Raw genomic sequence first — 17,018 nt, forward strand, 5'->3', positions numbered from 1 at the left:
GCCCTGTCATATTCCCTTAATCCGATTGAAGCGCGGTATATGGGTCGGCAATACCCATCAGCGCAAGCACCTTCACTTCCATTTCTTCCATTGCTTCTGCTTCGGCGTCCGAAATGGCGTGATCATATCCGGCCAGATGCAGCAGGCCATGGACAATCAGATGCGCTGTATGGTGCTCCAGCGAGATATCTTTTTCACCTGCCTCGCGGGCGCAGGTTTCATGCGCAATGGCTATATCGCCGAGCATGACCGGCGGATTACCCTGCGCATTTTCATCGGGATCGAGATGTACTAGATCGACGCGCTCCAGCATGGGGAAGCTCAACACATTAGTTGGCTTGTCACGTTCACGCCATTCGCGGTTCAAGGTCCGGACTTCTGCATCGCTGGTGAATAGCAGGCTAGCAATAAGGCTTGGGTGTGCCAGTTCGGGCGCAATATTGGCGGCGGCTGTTGCTGCGCGGCCCGCCAGATCTTCCCACTCGCCAGCAGGCCAGCCTTCGGTGTCGACATCCAAATGCATCTATCGTCCGGTGGCGGCCAGCTTAACGATCATGGCAGGGCACCTTCGCCTTCATAGGCCTCGACAATCCGACCCACGATAGGATGCCGGACAACGTCCGCAGCGGTAAAGCGCGTGACACCAACGCCTTCCACCCCTTCAAGCCGTGTGACAGCGTCATGCAGACCCGACTGGCCGGGGCCGCCCGGAATATCGACCTGCTTGGGATCACCGCACACAACCATGCGGCTGTTCTGGCCAAACCGTGTGAGAAACATCTTCATCTGTTCGCGTGTGGTATTTTGCGCTTCATCGAGGATGACAAAGGCATCGGCCAGCGTGCGCCCGCGCATGAAGGCAATCGGTGCGATTTCTATCTCGCCAGAGGCTATGCGGCGGTCCACCTGTTCAGGCGGCATGCAATCATACAGCGCATCGTAAAGAGGGCGCAGATAGGGATCGACCTTTTCTTTCATATCGCCGGGCAGAAAGCCCAGCCGCTCACCCGCCTCGACTGCGGGGCGCGAGAGGATCAGGCGTTGCACACTGCCGGTTATGAGTTGGCTGACAGCCTGCGCGACCGCCAGATAGGTCTTGCCAGTGCCTGCCGGACCCAGCGCAAAGATAACGTCCTGACTGGCCAGCAGGCGCATGTAATCGCCCTGCATGGCGCTGCGCGGGGTAATTGTTTTCTTCCGCGTGCGGATCATGATTGGCGGTGCCTTGGCATCGCCTGTTATGATTCCTTCCAGCGTGGGTTCACTAGACATGGCAATCAGCGCTTCAATCGCGCCAGCATCCATCTCCTCACCCGTCAGCAACTTTTCATGCATCTTGAGAAGGACATCGCGGGCGCGGGCGACTTCTTCTGTTGCGCCTTCGATCACGACCTTGTCACCGCGCGCGGCAATATAGACGCCGAGACGGTTTTCGATCTGAACAAGATTGGCATCGAATTGACCGAAAAGCGCGCCGAGTACGGCCTGTTCGTCAAACCCTATTTCAATGCGGGCACGCCTTTCACGATCATCAGGTGCGTCCGGATGGGCGATAGTGGCTGCGTGGTCGCTGCTGCGATCATCGGCACGGGATGATTTGCGTGACATCGATTCCTTTCGGAGTGGTCACATGAATGTAGGTCGCGCACGCCCGCTGACAAGATACCCACCCTCGCTTTGCGGTGGAAAGTCATCGGCAGGTCACATCTTGCGGTGCAGCAAATTTAGGCTGGGACACTGTCCAAGACGCGCCCCTGAAGCGAGCTTGGCCCAGCCTGGACCAGTTCGGCACGCACCATGTCGCCAATTTTCAATTCGCTGTCGAAGAATACCGATTGCAGCCAGGGTGATTTACCCAGCCATTGGCCGGGCTTGCGGCCCTTTCGTTCGATCAGCACGTCGCAAGTCTTGCCCAGGCTGGCCTGATTGAAAGCGTGCTGGTGGCGGCCAAGCGCGGTCTGAAGGCGCTGCAAGCGCTCGTCCATCACTTCGGGCGCGATCTGGTCGTCCATATTCGCAGCAGGGGTTCCGGGGCGGGGCGAATATTTGAAGCTGAAGGCCGCCGCATAGCGGACGGCATCGACGATGTGCAGTGTTTCTGCGAACTCTGCTTCGGTTTCACCGGGAAAGCCGACGATGAAATCGCCCGACAGCGCAATATCGGGCCGCACTTCGCGGAACCTGTCCAGCAGCCTTAGATAGCTTTGTGCCGTGTGGCTGCGGTTCATCGCCTTGAGCACCCTGTCCGATCCGCTTTGCACCGGCAAATGGAGATATGGCATCAGCTTGTCGATTTCGCCATGCGCTGCGATCAATTCATCAGTCATGTCATTGGGATGGCTGGTTGTGTATCGGATGCGCTCCAAATCCGGCAGATTGGCCAGTTCCTTCACCAATCCTTCAAGGCCGACGGAATGGCCTGCGGTATCCTCGCCGCGCCATGCATTGACGTTCTGCCCCAGCAACGTGATTTCGCGGGCGCCAGCATCGACAAGACGCTTCGCTTCTTCGACCAGATCGGTATAGGGGCGCGAGATTTCGGCACCGCGCGTATAGGGCACGACGCAATAGGTGCAGAATTTGTCGCACCCTTCCTGCACGGTCAGAAAGGCTGACGGGGCAACCTTTCTGCGGCGCGGCAAAGCGGCAAATTTCGCATCTTCCGGCATATCGGTATCGGTGCCGCGTTCGCCTGCGACGGCTTTTGTCACCATGTCACCCAGTCTGTGGTAGGCTTGCGGGCCGACCACAATGCCCACTGCTGGCGCGCGCTTCATGATTTCCTCACCCTCGGCCTGCGCGACGCAGCCTGCCACCGCAATCATCGGATCGCGACCAGCCTTATTGCCTGCCTTCACGATGCGGCCGATGTCGGAATAGACCTTCTCGGTCGCTTTTTCGCGAATATGGCAGGTGTTCAACACGACCAGATCGGCATCCTCGCCTTCGGCGGCGGGTTTGATGCCCTTGGCTTCCAGCAATTCGCCCATGCGTTCACCGTCATAGACGTTCATCTGGCAGCCGAAGCTTTTGACCTTATAGGTGCGGGGGGTGTCACTTGTTTTCATGAGGTTCGCGCCCTTAAGGCAAAATGCCGGCGAGTTAAAGCACCGCCTGCTTCGACGATTGCGTGCGCCGCAATGCTTCTCGCGCGGCAGCGGTCATCGCCTTGCGGTTTGCCACTTCCTCACCCGATAGCGGCGGAAGGAAATGGATATTGAGCCGAATCGGGCGAAAACGCGCAAGAATGCGCTTGAAATTATCGAGCCCCGGCTCATCCCCCACCCAAGAAATTTCGGGCACGTCTTCATAGGCCAGCAGCACGGGCTGTATGACCGCGCCCGCGGGTAGTGGCTCCAATGCGCCGAGCAGGGATGATTTGAAGGCAAGCAATCCGGTGCCATCGCTGGTTGTGCCTTCGGGAAAGAGCGTCAGCGTGCCGCCATGGTCCAGCGCAGCGCGGATATCTTCCGCCTGCCGCGTCACGCTCGCGCGGCGATCGCGCGCGATGAAGACCGTTTCATTCATGGTGCAAAGCCATTTGAGCAGGCCAAATTGCGCCAGCCCATCATGCGCGACAAAGGCGCTGTTGGCCGCATGTGCCAATGCCGGGATATCCAGCCAACTGATGTGGTTTGAGAGCAGAAGTGCACCTTTCACTCGCTTGCCGCGGCGGCGGATATGCAGCCCTGCTATTGCTCCCACACCGGCGAGGAAAATACGCGGCCACATCCGGTCAAGACCGAGCAATTTCCACAAATAATGCAATGGTACGCAAATGATCAGGAGCATGATCATCAATCCAAGCCGCAAGGCGATTATTGGGTAGCCGAGTATGGCGATGCGCCGCGGGGGATGGGCTACTGCCGGCACCATGCGGGGCAGATCAGCTTCTTTCTTCCCGGTCGAGCCGAACAGCGTAAAGCTCCATCCGGTGGTCCACCAGCCGATAACCGAGCTTTTCGGCAATCTGGCGTTGCAAAGCTTCAAGCTCGGGATCGACGAATTCAACGACCTTGCCGGTCTCCACATCTATCAGATGATCGTGATGCGCCTCTGGCGCGGCTTCATAGCGTGCGCGCCCGTCACCAAAGTCATGTCGGTCAAGAATGCCCGCTTCTTCAAACAGGCGCACGGTTCGATAGACTGTAGCGATGGAGATCTTGGGATCGATCGCAGAAGCGCGTTCGTGCAGCTTTTCCACGTCGGGGTGATCGTCACTATCGCTCAAGACTCTCACGATGACGCGTCGCTGGTCGGTTATCCGCAGGCCGCGTTCGGCGCAAAGTGTTTCTAGGTCGATCATCTGTAGTTACGGGCCCATTTGGCTTGATATTGCCGCGCTGTAAAAGAGAAGCGCCCCAAGGGCATAAAGCCATGGGGCGCTTCACTCAAGCTCAGGGCCTGATTATCATCAGGCCTTTAGAGATTTACAGCCCTAGCTGTTGGCTTTCTTGCGCCCGCGCTTTTGGCCGGGCTTGCGGCCAAGGCCAATCTTCTTGGCCAGTTCGCGGCGCTTTTCGGCATAGGCCGGAGCGACCATCGGGTAATCGGCAGGCAAATTCCAGCGCTCGCGATATTCCTCTGGCGTCATGCCGTGATCGGTCATCAGATGACGCTTGAGCATCTTCATTTTCTTGCCATCTTCCAGGCAAACGACATGGTCGTTCTTTACCGATGCGCGCACCGAAACTGCCGGTTCGGGGCGTTCTTCAACAGCAGCCTGGCTGCCGAGTGTTGAAAGCGCGCCATATACGTCCTTGATAAGGTCGGATAGCGTGCCGGCTTCTACGTTGTTATTAGCGACCTGAGCCGTGACGATGTCCGCAGTAAGCGTGATCAGCATCTCGTTCGTGTCGGATTCTTGAGTATCCATTTGTACCTCTGTGATTGCAAAACCCGAAAATTGCCCGTTCTCTCTTAGTGGAAGCGAGTCGCGCGCTACTTGGCGTAACCACTATGTATTCTCAAGGGTTGAGCGCGTAATATATCGGATAATTTCTTCGTAATTCTTAAGATACGCCAATAAGTTTAAAAGCGCTGGTTTATTTAATATTAAATACAAAAGTAACTGCATCAAGTGGCCCGTTTATCGCCCCGCGATAATATCCGCGCCGAACACCGATCTGGGTGAAGCCGAATTCGCGATAAAGATGCTCAGCCGGATTCCCGGAGCGCATTTCGAGAAAAATTCGCTTCGCCCCTCTTAATTTTGCCTCTGACAAGTATTCGGTAAGCAATTTGTTCCCGATACCTTTTCCCCTGTGTTCAGGATCGACGGCAATTAGCAGCAGTTCTTCTTCGTCTACAGCCTTGCGGGACAAGACAAATCCGATTGTTTCACCAGCATCGGGCGTTCCGCCCACTTTTTTTCGGTATAGAAGATAATGCGTATTGGGGGTTACCAGCGCATCAGCCACCTGACGCCGCGTCCATGCTTCGCCATAAGCGTTATCAAAGGCCACGCGCATGACCTGCATGATTGCATCGACAGTATCGTCCATTTACCCGTTTCCCGGAAGTTTCGCATCAGGCCCGCGACCGTAAATCGGCGTCAGATCGGTCAAGAGACGCGTTTCATGCAGCAAATTTGCGCTTTGGGCATCGGGCAGCAGATCGAGCGCCATCCGGTCATCTCCGAGCAAGTGAGCCAGCTCGCCAGCGCGATTGCCCGCGATAACATTGTGTCGGCACGCCTTTATCGCATCTTCGGGCGCGAGCGAACGGACATCATCTTCAGCCACGTCGCCCGCGCTGAAATTTTGGACGAACCATTCGCCATGTCCGCCCGCCATACAGACAGTGACGGGGTGCGGAGTGGACTGCACGCTTCGCGCTGCGACGAGTGTCAGCGTCGGGTAGCCAAGCACCTCTGCGCTCCAGGCCAGCCCCAATGCGCGCGCTGCTGCCAGCCCGATCCGTACGCCTGTGAAGCTGCCAGGACCAAGCGAAACGAGGATGCGGTCGGCTCGGCCCTTCTCCGGCAGGTCGGAAATCATCGGGATCAGCCGTTCTGCATGGCCTCGATTGATGATCTCGCAACGCCCGTCGACTGGCTCGACGCCATCAAAAAGGGCTACCGAACATGCTTCGGTTGCGCAATCTATTGCCAGTATTCGCACAGGACCCAGTATTCCAGGTCAGAGCAGTTGATTGAAAGTCTCGAATTCGGGGCGTGGGCTGCGATCGAAGATCGTGTTCGCATCGCCATAACCGATCGAACATAGCCAATCGGCACGAAACCTCGGTTGGTCAGCGAAGAATTCCTTCGTGGCCGCTTCCTGATCAAAGCCTGACATCGGCCCGCAATCCAGACCGAGCGAACGGGCGGCCAGCATCAGATAGGCGCCTTGCAGCACGGAATTGCGAAAGGCGCTTTCCTTGCGTGCGTCCTCACTGCCTTCGAACCAGCTCTTTGCATCGGCATGCGGGAATAGCCACGGCAATTGTTCGTGGAAGTCGATATCATAGCCGATGATGACACAGACAGGCGCGGAGAGGATCTTGGCCTTGTTGCCTTCAGAGGCACAGGCGGCCAACCGTTCCTTCGATTCCTTGGATTTGCACCAGACGAAGCGGCCCGGTTGCTGGTTGGCCGAGGTTGGGCCCATCTTGAGCAGGTCGTAGATCGCGTGAATCTGGTCTTCGGTTACGTCCTTGTCCAGCCACCCGTTAAAACTGCGCGCCTCGCGAAAAACCTGATCAAGGGCGGCGTCGGAAAGATGCTGGGACATAAGCGGTCCTTTTACTTGCGAAATCGGGAAGGGAGGACAGTCATCGAGGGCAGGGGTGTATGTTTCTGGCGAAAAACGCGATCAGGCGGCGCGCACTTCCTTCACTTCGGGTACGTAATGTTTGAGCAGGCCTTCGATGCCGTGCTTCAATGTCGCGGTGGAGCTGGGGCAACCCGAACAGGCACCCTGCATCTGCAGGAACACCACTCCATCGCGAAAACCACGATAGCGTATGTCTCCGCCATCGCCGGCCACTGCCGGACGCACCCGCGATTCCAGCAATTCGTTGATCTGCGCGACGATATCCTCAGTGCCCTCATCATCGCCGAGCTCTTCATGAACGGCCTCTGGGGGGACGGAGAAGCTGCTGGCATCGCCGCCAGTAAACAATGGGGCTTCCGAGACGAAATGATCGAGCAGCACGGCGACCACCTGCGGTTTCAGATCGGACCAGGCAACGCCCGGTGCCGCCGTGACAGAAACAAAATCTGCGCCGAAGAACACGCCGGTGACTTCGCCTGTATCGAACAGGGTCTGCGCCAGCGGGCTGGCCTCCGCATCTTCAGGCGTGGCGAAATCGCGTGTTCCCTGTGGCATGACCTGCCGTCCGGGCAGGAATTTGAGCGTGGCAGGGTTGGGCGTGGTTTCGGTCTCTATGAACATGCAAGTGATGTAGGGATAGAAGCGCCCTGCGGCAAGGCGGGCAAGAGCAGGCTGGCGCAAGGAAATCTTCAGGCTTATTCACCGGACCTTCATTCCTTGCCCAGCTATTGGAGCATCATGGCATTCTTTACCCGCGCCGCTCGCGCTTTCCTCCCCGTCATTGTCTTTCTTCCGATTGCTGCTCCTCTGCCTGCCTTGGCGCAGGATTGCGTTATCCGCGCGACAGAGGCGGACCAGCCCGAATATGCACGGCCCGATGATCCGTGGATTTATCGCGGCACCGATATTCCGGTCGATGAGCAATGGCTGTTTGGGGAAATGCCCAATGGCGTAAGATATGCAGTTCGGCAGAATGATGTGCCACCTTGCCAGATCAGCCTGCGAGTGCGAATCGATGCTGGTTCCTTGCACGAGCGGGATGACGAGCGCGGTTTTGCCCATCTGCTTGAACATCTGGTGTTCCGTGAAAGCGCCACTTTCGGTCCGGGCGAAGCTATCGCCCATTTCCAGCGTCTGGGCGCGAGCTTTGGGTTCGACACCAACGCCACAACCAGCCCTACGGCCACGACCTACAACCTCAACTTGCCCAATGCCAATCGCACGACGCTGGATGACAGCGTGCGCCGCTTTGCCGGCATGGTAACTTCGCCGACGCTTTCGCCCGCCAATCTGGCGGCAGATGTGCCGATCGTTCTGTCAGAGCGGCGGGAACAGGCAGGCGCACAGCGGCGCGTGGCCGAAGCTACAACCGCTACATTCTTTGCGGGACAACGGCTTGCAGAACGTAGCCCGATCGGAACGGTGGAAACCTTGCAGGGCGCAACGGCAGAGGCTGTGCAGGCGTTTCACCAACGCTGGTATCGGCCTGAAAACGCCGTCGTGGTGCTGGTTGGTGATGCCGATCCGCGTGCATTGGCGGCAGTGGTGGAAAAGCATTTCGCCAGCTGGAGCGGCACCGGCCCATTTGTGGAAGCGCCCGATTTTGGCGATCCTGTGGCACCTGCAGGGGCCAGCCCTTCCAACCCAGTGGGCGAAGTAGATGTAATCGTGGAGCCGGGCCAGCCGCGCGCTGTGACCTTCGCCATTCTGCGTCCGTGGGTCGAGATTGTCGACAATCTCGAATATAACCGTGACAATCTGCTCAAGCAGGTCGCGACAGAAGTGGTCAATCGACGGTTGGAAAACCGTGCACGCGATGGTGGCAGCTTCCTGTTTGCCGGAGTTGGACGTGACAAGATCAGCCGTTCTGCCGATGGCACCTTCGTCACCTTCGCACCGCTTACGCAGGATTGGCAGGCCGCGCTTGACGATGTGCGCAGCGTGATCGCCGATGCGCTGGCAGAACCGCCCGCACAATCGGAAATTGATCAGGCAGTGGCGCGTTTCGACGTGGCCTTTGTCGATTCGGTTGAACAATCGCGCATCCAGGCTGGATCGCAGCTGGCAGACCAGATCGTGCAAGCAGTAGACATTCGCGAGGCGGTGGCCAGCCCGGAAACCTTCCTCGAAGTGTTCCGCTCTGTCGCGCCGCGCTTCACGCCTGACGATGTACTCGCAGCAACGCGGGAATTGTTTGAGGGCGACGTGATCCGTTCAGTCATGCTCACCCCCACTCCGGGCGAAGCGAGCGAGGCTGAACTCTTCGCCGCATTACAGACACCGGTGGCCGCCAGCAGCGTGGCGCGTGACAATGCAACAGCCATCGACTTTGCCGATCTGCCTGTCATTGGCGAAGCAGCGGAGCCAATAGCACGCGAGCCTGTTGGCGTTCTGGGTGTGGAACGCGTGTCCTTTGCCAATGGTGTGCGCGCCTTGCTGATGGGGCGTGACAATGAACCGGGCCGGATCACAGTGCGAGTGCGGTTTGGCGCAGGTTGGCGCGGTTTCGAGGATGATGAAGGCGTCTATGCGGCACTTGGGTCGATGGCCCTGGTCAATTCCGGCATCGGGCCGCTTGGCCAGAACGATCTTGACCGGATAGCAGCTGACCGCAAGCTGTCATTCAATTTCGAGATTGAGGACGGAACCTTCATTTTTCAGGGGCTGACCCGACAGGAAGATCTCGAACAACAGCTCTATCTGTTCGCTGCCAAGCTCGCCATGCCGAGCTGGGATTCCAATCCGGTGGAGCGCGCCCGCGCGTCCGCCCTTATCGCTTATGATAGCTATGGCCGTGATCCCAGCGGAGTGCTGAACCGCGATCTCGATTTTCTGTTGCGTGGCGGCGATCCCCGCTTTGCCACACCCACGCCTGAGCAGATGCAGGCCGCGACGCCCGCAGAATTTCGCGTAGTGTGGGAACGCTTGCTGGCGCAAGGTCCGATCGAAGTGGCGGTGTTTGGCGATATCGATCGCGATGCCACCATCGCTGCGCTTGGGCGCACCTTTGGCGCGCTGGATCAGCGTACGCCATTGCCCGCCGAAGTGATTGCACGAAGCGTCAGCTTTCCCGAAGCGGGCGCGCAGCCCAAGGTCCTTACCCATGCCGGTGATGACAATCAGGCCGCTGCCGTGATCGCATGGCCGCTGGGTGGCGGGTCCGAAGGCATTGTGCAGAGCCGCAAACTGGATCTGCTTTCGCAGATATTCTCCAATCGTCTGCTGGATGGCCTGCGTGAACGTGCAGGTGCTGCCTATTCGCCCTTCGTTACATCCAACTGGCCGCTTGATGTGGAAACCGGCGGTGTGATGTTTGCGCTGGTGCAGATCGAACCCGATCTTTTGCCTGCTTTCTTCGATGAAGCGCAAACCATCGCGCGGGATCTGGCAGCCAATGGCCCCACCGCGGACGAATTGGAACGCGTGGTGGAACCGGCGCGGCAATATCTGCTGCGGGCACAAACCGGGCATACCTTCTGGCTGAACCAGCTTCAGGGTGCCGCCTTTGATGCCAACCGCATTGCCTATCTGCCGACGATCTATTCCGATTACGACGAGGCGACGGCGCAAGAAATGCAATCGCTGGCGCAACGGTACCTCTCACGGCCGGGCTGGCAATTGCAGATCGTGCCTGCAGCGGGCGCTGCAACAGCCAGCTCTTCTGCAACTAGCGGGCGATAAATAGGCAGATTTCGACGTCGCGCTGAAGGGTAGGTTTCGCAAGTAACGTTTGCGGATGGGACTATGCGGCTGTAGGGCGGTGGTTCCCCCGAAATCATGGAGTTTCGCGACCCGCCGGGGACGGATCGCTGTTGATGATGGAATTGACGTGGCACAAGACTGGATACCCGCAAACTGGAAGCAGGAACGCTTTACAGCAAAGCACCTGCCTGAATATCTGGACGCCGGCGCTCTGGCCGAGGCGACGGACACGCTGCAGGGATTTCCGCCGCTGGTCTTTGCCGGAGAAGCGCGCAAGCTGAAGGAAGAACTGGGCACCGTTGCCAAGGGTGAAGCTTTCTTGCTGCAAGGCGGTGATTGCGCAGAAAGTTTTGCCGAATTCAGCCCTAATAATATCCGCGATACGTTCCGCGTCATTCTGCAAATGGCCGCTGTCCTGACCTTTGCCAGCAAATTGCCTGTGGTGAAGGTGGGTCGCATGGCGGGCCAATTCGCCAAGCCGCGTAGTTCCGCGACAGAAACCAAGAATGGCATGGTTTTGCCGAGCTATTTCGGCGACAATATTAACGGCATTGAGTTTTCGCCGGCATCTCGGACCAATGATCCGCAGCGTATGTTGCGCGCCTATTCACAGGCGGCGGCCACGCTCAATTTGCTGCGCGCCTTTGCCGGCGGCGGTTATGCCAATTTGCGCGAAGTGCATCGCTGGACGCTCGATTTCATGGGACGCAGCCCCTGGGCAGAACAATATAAGTCCATCGCCGATCGCATTGGCGAAGCGCTGGATTTCATGGAGGCATGCGGGGTCGATATAGAGGACCAGCCGCAGCTTAACACCGCCAGTTTCTATACCAGCCACGAAGCTTTGTTGCTGCCCTATGAAGAGGCGATGACGCGGCAGGATTCGCTTACGGACGAATGGTATGATACCTCCGCCCATTTCCTGTGGATCGGCGATCGTACACGTTTCATCAACAGCGCCCATGTCGAATTCCTGCGCGGTGTGAACAACCCCATCGGCGTGAAATGCGGGCCCAGCCTTGAACCTGATGCCCTGCTGCAGATGCTCGACGTGCTCAATCCTGCGCGCGTGCCAGGGCGGATCACGCTAATTGGCCGCTTCGGCCACGAAAAAGTGGAGGCGGACCTGCCGCCACTGGTGCGTGCGGTAACGCGTGAAGGGCATCCGGTGGTTTGGAGCTGCGATCCAATGCACGGTAACGTCATCAAGAGCGATAGCGGCTTCAAGACTCGCCCGTTCGACAGGATATTGGCCGAAGTGCGCGGGTTCTTTGCGGTCCACCGGGCAGAAGGTACGCATGCGGGCGGCATCCATCTGGAAATGACCGGACAGGATGTGACTGAATGCACAGGCGGCGCAGTGGCGATCACCGATGAAGGGCTTTCATCGCGTTATCACACGCATTGCGATCCGCGCCTGAACGCAGCGCAATCGCTGGAACTAGCGTTTCTCCTGGCCGAAATGCTCAACCTCGAATTGGGCGAAAGCCGCAGGGCTGCTGCCTGACCCTCGTGGTTAACCAAGGGCTAACCCCTAGGTCAGCCTAAGTAAGCGCGTTACTCTATGTCTTTACCTTCCCGGTGATTGAGGTTCTCGGGAAAGAAAGCTTTGCGACTTTTAAAAGATTGGCGTGATCCGCTGCTAGCCGGCGTGCTGTGGTCCATTATCGCCACGGGCACATTGGCATTACGCAATGACATGGGTGCCGTGGTTCTGATCTGGTTTCCGATCGGCATAGCTGTCGCGGCGTTCCATTCGATCAGCCAGCGCCACTGGCCAAAGTTGATCGCTGTCCTGTTTATCGCGCATGTGCTAACCATCGGCGTCTATAGTGGCGATATTGCGCGCACTATTGCCTATGCGACGTCAAACATCATGGAAGCTGCCGTATGCGCCGTGATCAACGTCCGGGTGCTGGGTTCGCGAACGGCTGTTCCGCGCCGGTTGAGGCACGTCATCGGTCTGTTTGGTGCCGCTGCTGCCAGCTGCCTTGTCGGTGCCATAATAGCCGCACCGTTCGAATCGCAAATCGGTTCAGTCAACTTCGCCAGATGGTTTATGAGCGGGATGCTTTCGATCCTGATTGTCACTCCGCTCTCGCTTAAATTGCGCGCGGTGGTTAAGCGCACTCTGTCGGGCAAGCGCTTCATTCTGGATCGCGAGCTTGTGCTTGCCTTGGCGGCCTGTGCCGCGTTGGCGATAATTGCGCTTCAGGCCGAACGGGTTACGCTGATGCCGCTGCTCATCGCTGCGATGGTCGCCATGGCGGTGCGCTACGGCCATTCCGCCATCGCCATGACCATGCTCACCTATACGGCTGTGGCAATGGTCTTCAGCATTGGCGGAGACAGTCCGGCGCCCTTCTTGAAGGCCGATATCCCGCAGGCGACGCAAGTCTTGCAAAGCTGGATGTTAACCCTGCTGGCAACGGCGCTGCCCGTCTCTGCTGTGCTGCTGAAGCGGGATGAAATGCAGGCTGAGCTGGTGCACGCCAATGCCGATCTGCACGATAATCTGATGCTGTTGAATCTTGCCGAACAGCTGACCGGTCTTGGCCGCTGGCGGCTGGATTTGGTGACGCGAGAGCAACATTGGTCAAAACGTATGTACAGGCTGTGCAATATGCCCGTCGATCTGCCATCCGATCCGGGTGATGTACGCAGCTATCTTCCCGAAGATGGGGAGGGGTTGTTCAGCCAGTATCGATTGCACAAGAAAACGCGCGATCCTTATAGTTTCGATTATATCATACCTCTGGACAATGGCGCCGAAAGGGTCCTGCGCCTCTCCGTGCTGAATGAATTTGACGATGATGGACGCCGCATCGCCATCTTCGTTGTTGCGATGGACGTGACAGAGCAGATAGAGCGGGAACAGGCACTGGATTTCGAGCGTGGGCAGGCAGTGCGTTCTGCGGCGGAAGCGCACAAGCTGGCCAATACAGATTCGCTTACGGGTCTGCTCAACCGGCGTTCCACCTTTGCCCGGCTCGATGCCATGCTGGATGTTGCGCAAAGCTGCAATTCGCCGCTGTCCGCAATCATGTTTGACATCGACCACTTCAAGAATGTCAACGATACCTATGGCCATCAGACCGGTGATGCTGTCATTCGCCAGATAGCAGAGCTTGCCCGCAAGCAGGCCCGTCAGGGAGATCTGGTAGGGCGGATAGGCGGCGAGGAATTTGTCTGGTTGCTGCCCCAGCTCGATGTCGCTCATGCACGCAAGCTTGCCGAACGGCTCCGCCAGGCAGTGGAGGTCGGCGTCCAGGGTTCATCCCTGCCCAAGGTCACGATAAGCGTGGGGCTGGCCCATTACCGCTGGGGCGATAGTCAGAGCGAATTGCTCGAACGTGCTGATCGCGCACTTTACGAAGCCAAGAAAGGGGGCCGCAACACGGTGCGACGCGCCGCCTGACGCTAAATGCGGAACACAGACAAAGGCACGGGGTTTCAATAGGCAAGCGACTTCGCCATTATGGCAAGAAAACGGATAGTGATTGCCGACAGGAGAGGGCGTTGCCCCAGGCCAGACCCAGCCAAAGCTCAGCAGAAGATGCCCCGCTTGCCGTGCGTTTCCGCAACACGCGGCAGCTGACCGAAAGTCTGCTTGGCCATTTGAGCGAGGCGGATGCCACCGTACAATCCATGGAAGATGCCTCGCCCGCCAAATGGCATGCGGCGCATACGACATGGTTTTGGGAAACCTTTCTGCTGCGCGACTTTGTGCCGGATTATACTTTGTTTGACGAGCAATTCCCGTTTCTCTTCAATTCCTATTACGAATCGGAAGGCGAACGGATTGCCCGGGACAATCGTGGCTTGATGACGCGGCCCACGTTGGCAGAAGTGATGAATTGGCGTGCGCATGTGAATGAAGCGATGGATCGATTGCTTGATGATCCGGCCAACGCCGATCTCATCGCACTGGGCATTGCGCATGAACAGCAGCATATCGAATTACTTCTCACCGATATTAAGCATGCTTTCTGCAAAAATCCTATCGGCCCTTCAATGTGGGATGCGCAGCCTGCCCGGTCTTCCGTGCAGGGCAATGGCTGGCTTGCACATCCCGGCGGTATAGCGCGTGTCGGCCATCAGTCAGATGGCTTTGCCTTCGATAATGAAGGACCTGTCCACCGCGTTTTGCTGGAACCATTTGCCTTGGCGCGGCGGCTGGTGACCAATGGTGAATGGGCGCAGTTTATTGCCGATGGCGGTTACAAAGACCATCGCCTGTGGCTTTCTGACGGATGGGCATGGATTAACAGGCGCAACATTACCGCGCCGCTCTACTGGCGCGATGGCAAACATTTTACGCATTGCGGCTGGCAGGAGCGCGATCCCGATGCCCCTGTTGCGCATATTTCCTATTATGAGGCGGATGCCTTCGCAAGCTGGGCAGGTGCCCGCCTGCCGACCGAGTTTGAATGGGAAGCCATAGCGCGCGGACAGGATAGCCCGGGCTTTTGTGCCGCTGCGGGAAATCAGCTCGATCCTGATGGGAACCCCGCGCAGCCCCCGCTCCCCATGGGCACGGAGGAGCTTTACGGCGATGTCTGGCAATTCACCCGCTCGACCTATTTGCCTTATCCGCGATTTGTACCGGCGGCTGGCGCGGTGGGCGAATATAACGGCAAGTTCATGGCCGGGCAGTGGGTGCTGAAAGGCGCAAGCTGTGCCACTGTGCGCGGCCATTCGCGGGCCAGCTATCGCAATTTCTTCTATCCGCAACAGCGCTGGCAGTTTACCGGACTGCGCCTCGCCAAGGATTTATGATGACCAATGCCAAGGAAATTCGTCTCGTCGATCTGGATGACGATGGTGTCGACCGTGCGTTTCGCGCCGATGTGCTGACCGGGCTGGCGCAGGGGCAAAAGGCGATTCCTGCCCGCTGGTTTTATGATGAACGCGGCTCCGCCCTGTTCGAGGATATAACCGGTGTCAGCGAATATTATCCCACCCGATCCGAAACCGAAATCCTGGAATCACGCGGGGCAGAATTTGCAGAGCTTATCGGGCCGGGGCGGGCCGTGGTGGAATTTGGTTCTGGCTCTTCGGTAAAGACGCCGCTGCTGCTTTCCGCCATCAAGCCTGACGCGTATGTTCCGCTCGATATTTCGGGTGATTTTCTTCGCGCTGCGGCCGCCGATCTCTCGGCGAAATTTCCCCACCTGTCAGTCTATCCCGTCGAAGCAGATTTTACCAAGAAGGTTGAATTGCCAGCAGAGGTAGCAAGTACCCCCAAGCTCGGCTTCTTCCCCGGTTCCACGATCGGCAATATGGTCCCGCGGACCGCGGTCGATCTGCTGCGGGAGATGCGCAAGACGCTGGGGGATGGGGCCATGCTGCTCATCGGGATGGACCTCATCAAGGATACAGACGTTCTTGAAGCTGCATATGATGATGCGCAGGGCGTGACGGCGGCCTTCAACCTCAATCTGCTTGAACGGATCAATCGTGAACTGTCGGGCACTATCCCCGTTGAAAAATTCCGCCATGAAGCGCGTTGGGTCGATATCTTTGCGCGCATAGAAATGCACCTCGTGGCGCAGGAAGATGTCAGTTTCACCGTCTCGGGCAGGGAATTTGCGATGCAGGCGGGGGAAACGATCCACACTGAGAACAGCCATAAATTCAGCAAGCGCAGTTCCAACACCCTGCTGCTGGCGGGTCACTGGACGCCGGTTGAACACTGGACCGATGCAAGGCGCCGCTTCTCACTCATCCTCGCCAATGCCAGCATTCCGCGCAGCGCCCCGTGATCCACGCCTAAGAAGCGATGTGGCGCACAGGTGCATCGCAATGCCTGAAAAGCTGACTATATAGCCACCCATGGACTTCGCACCGATTTGGGAACAGCTGGCGCATTCGATCCGCGAGATCCCGCGCTCCGGCCTTCTGTTCACCGCGCTTGTAGCGATGATCGCAGGTGTGGTCGGTTCCGTTCTCTTGCGCCATATGCCGCGTCTGGGGCGTCTCCTGCGTCTTGGTAGCACACTGGCGCTTGTGGCCGTCCTGGTGCTGGTGGTGTTGCAACTTTCGCGCCTCGACCCGCGCTTTTCACTGGCGGTTCCCGAAATTGGCCTGCCCGAACAATTGGTGGTGGGCGAAGAAACGCGCATCCCGATGCATATTGACGGGCATTATTGGCTGGAGGCCGAGATCAACGGCCACCGCGCTGCATTTCTGGTAGATACCGGCGCGACATTGACCGCTGTTTCACAGGCCACTGCCGATGCCGCCGGGCTTGAGGAGCGCAATGGCAGCCTGCCGATCCGCTTGCAGACAGCCAATGGCGCTGTGGCGGCCTATATGACCAACATTGAAGAATTGCGTTTCGGCAATGTCGCTGCACGCGGGCTTGATGCCGTCATCGCACCGGGGCTGGGTGATACCAATGTGATCGGCATGAATTTGCTATCGCGTCTCGCATCGGTGCGTATCGAACAGGAAGAACTCATCCTCACACCTAACAACCCGCAGCCTGATCTGGATGCTGCTTCAAGCGAATCAGAGGTCTAGGGTTTTGCATTTGCG

The 17,018-nt window shown here is 58.0% G+C and carries 16 protein-coding genes; 6 read left to right on the forward strand and 10 right to left on the reverse strand.

All coding sequences use genetic code 11. The features are described from left to right. Positions 1–16 precede the first annotated feature (16 nt). The 10 genes from ybeY to CP97_RS06830 form a co-directional block, all read right to left on the reverse strand. Positions 17–523 carry an rRNA maturation RNase YbeY gene (gene ybeY, locus CP97_RS06785; protein WP_048885319.1) on the reverse strand — a complete coding sequence of 169 codons (507 nt, stop codon included), beginning with the start codon at positions 521–523 and terminating at the stop codon, positions 17–19. 29 nt (positions 524–552) lie between these two features. Further along, positions 553–1,608: a PhoH family protein gene (locus CP97_RS06790; protein WP_048885320.1), complete on the reverse strand. Its 1,056-nt coding sequence runs from the start codon at positions 1,606–1,608 to the stop codon at positions 553–555. A 116-nt stretch (positions 1,609–1,724) separates the two neighbouring features. Then, a complete protein-coding gene (gene miaB / locus CP97_RS06795; RefSeq protein WP_048885321.1) occupies positions 1,725–3,068 on the reverse strand; it encodes a tRNA (N6-isopentenyl adenosine(37)-C2)-methylthiotransferase MiaB in 1,344 nt (447 codons plus the stop codon). A 34-nt stretch (positions 3,069–3,102) separates the two neighbouring features. Further along, a complete protein-coding gene (locus CP97_RS06800; RefSeq protein ID WP_227819708.1) occupies positions 3,103–3,969 on the reverse strand; it encodes a lysophospholipid acyltransferase family protein in 867 nt (288 codons plus the stop codon). Next, positions 3,887–4,306 (reverse strand): Fur family transcriptional regulator, encoded by a 420-nt coding sequence (locus CP97_RS06805; RefSeq protein WP_048885323.1) that lies wholly within the window; start codon positions 4,304–4,306, stop codon positions 3,887–3,889. The genes CP97_RS06800 and CP97_RS06805 overlap by 83 nt, the downstream gene beginning before the upstream one ends. Positions 4,307–4,438: 132 nt before the next feature. After that, positions 4,439–4,876 (reverse strand): Ros/MucR family transcriptional regulator, encoded by a 438-nt coding sequence (locus CP97_RS06810; RefSeq protein WP_048885324.1) that lies wholly within the window; start codon positions 4,874–4,876, stop codon positions 4,439–4,441. Positions 4,877–5,045: 169 nt separating this feature from the next. Beyond that, positions 5,046–5,504, reverse strand: coding sequence for a ribosomal protein S18-alanine N-acetyltransferase (rimI, locus tag CP97_RS06815; protein WP_048885325.1), 459 nt, complete (start codon positions 5,502–5,504; stop codon positions 5,046–5,048). Then, positions 5,505–6,122, reverse strand: a complete 618-nt coding sequence (gene tsaB / locus CP97_RS06820; RefSeq protein ID WP_048885326.1) for a tRNA (adenosine(37)-N6)-threonylcarbamoyltransferase complex dimerization subunit type 1 TsaB — start codon at positions 6,120–6,122, stop codon at positions 5,505–5,507. It lies immediately after the preceding gene. Positions 6,123–6,140: 18 nt separating this feature from the next. Next, positions 6,141–6,734, reverse strand: coding sequence for a malonic semialdehyde reductase (locus CP97_RS06825; protein ID WP_048885327.1), 594 nt, complete (start codon positions 6,732–6,734; stop codon positions 6,141–6,143). An 81-nt stretch (positions 6,735–6,815) separates the two neighbouring features. Next, positions 6,816–7,397: a NifU family protein gene (locus CP97_RS06830; RefSeq protein ID WP_048886805.1), complete on the reverse strand. Its 582-nt coding sequence runs from the start codon at positions 7,395–7,397 to the stop codon at positions 6,816–6,818. A gap of 117 nt (positions 7,398–7,514) precedes the next feature. On the opposite strand from CP97_RS06830, the gene CP97_RS06835 reads away from it, so the two are divergent. The 6 genes from CP97_RS06835 to CP97_RS06860 all read left to right on the forward strand — a co-directional run bounded on the left by CP97_RS06835 (position 7,515) and on the right by CP97_RS06860 (position 17,003). After that, positions 7,515–10,457 carry a M16 family metallopeptidase gene (locus tag CP97_RS06835; RefSeq protein ID WP_048885328.1) on the forward strand — a complete coding sequence of 981 codons (2,943 nt, stop codon included), beginning with the start codon at positions 7,515–7,517 and terminating at the stop codon, positions 10,455–10,457. A gap of 148 nt (positions 10,458–10,605) precedes the next feature. Beyond that, positions 10,606–11,985, forward strand: a complete 1,380-nt coding sequence (locus CP97_RS06840; protein ID WP_048885329.1) for a class II 3-deoxy-7-phosphoheptulonate synthase — start codon at positions 10,606–10,608, stop codon at positions 11,983–11,985. Between the two features lie 102 nt (positions 11,986–12,087). Beyond that, a complete protein-coding gene (locus tag CP97_RS06845) occupies positions 12,088–13,896 on the forward strand; it encodes a GGDEF domain-containing protein (protein WP_053106573.1) in 1,809 nt (602 codons plus the stop codon). Positions 13,897–13,997: 101 nt separating this feature from the next. Then, a complete protein-coding gene (gene egtB / locus CP97_RS06850) occupies positions 13,998–15,257 on the forward strand; it encodes an ergothioneine biosynthesis protein EgtB (RefSeq protein WP_048885330.1) in 1,260 nt (419 codons plus the stop codon). Beyond that, on the forward strand, positions 15,257–16,243 hold the full coding sequence (gene egtD, locus CP97_RS06855) for an L-histidine N(alpha)-methyltransferase (protein WP_048885331.1): 987 nt from the start codon (positions 15,257–15,259) through the stop codon (positions 16,241–16,243). Before egtB ends, egtD begins: the two co-directional genes overlap by 1 nt. 70 nt (positions 16,244–16,313) lie before the next feature. Then, positions 16,314–17,003 (forward strand): retropepsin-like aspartic protease family protein, encoded by a 690-nt coding sequence (locus CP97_RS06860; RefSeq protein ID WP_082863758.1) that lies wholly within the window; start codon positions 16,314–16,316, stop codon positions 17,001–17,003. Positions 17,004–17,018 lie beyond the last annotated feature (15 nt).

The organism is Aurantiacibacter atlanticus (assembly GCF_001077815.2).
In the GTDB taxonomy this organism is placed as follows: Bacteria; Pseudomonadota; Alphaproteobacteria; order Sphingomonadales; family Sphingomonadaceae; genus Alteraurantiacibacter; species Alteraurantiacibacter atlanticus.

Coding starts and splice junctions, on each gene's coding strand:
- ybeY (WP_048885319.1), bottom strand. CDS start 523: ATGCATTTGGATGTCGACACCGAAGGCTGGCCTGCTGGCGAGTGGGAA.
- CP97_RS06790 (WP_048885320.1), bottom strand. CDS start 1,608: ATGTCACGCAAATCATCCCGTGCCGATGATCGCAGCAGCGACCACGCA.
- miaB (WP_048885321.1), bottom strand. CDS start 3,068: ATGAAAACAAGTGACACCCCCCGCACCTATAAGGTCAAAAGCTTCGGC.
- CP97_RS06805 (WP_048885323.1), bottom strand. CDS start 4,306: ATGATCGACCTAGAAACACTTTGCGCCGAACGCGGCCTGCGGATAACC.
- CP97_RS06810 (WP_048885324.1), bottom strand. CDS start 4,876: ATGGATACTCAAGAATCCGACACGAACGAGATGCTGATCACGCTTACT.
- rimI (WP_048885325.1), bottom strand. CDS start 5,504: ATGGACGATACTGTCGATGCAATCATGCAGGTCATGCGCGTGGCCTTT.
- CP97_RS06825 (WP_048885327.1), bottom strand. CDS start 6,734: ATGTCCCAGCATCTTTCCGACGCCGCCCTTGATCAGGTTTTTCGCGAG.
- CP97_RS06830 (WP_048886805.1), bottom strand. CDS start 7,397: ATGTTCATAGAGACCGAAACCACGCCCAACCCTGCCACGCTCAAATTC.
- CP97_RS06835 (WP_048885328.1), top strand. CDS start 7,515: ATGGCATTCTTTACCCGCGCCGCTCGCGCTTTCCTCCCCGTCATTGTC.
- egtD (WP_048885331.1), top strand. CDS start 15,257: ATGACCAATGCCAAGGAAATTCGTCTCGTCGATCTGGATGACGATGGT.
- CP97_RS06860 (WP_082863758.1), top strand. CDS start 16,314: ATGGACTTCGCACCGATTTGGGAACAGCTGGCGCATTCGATCCGCGAG.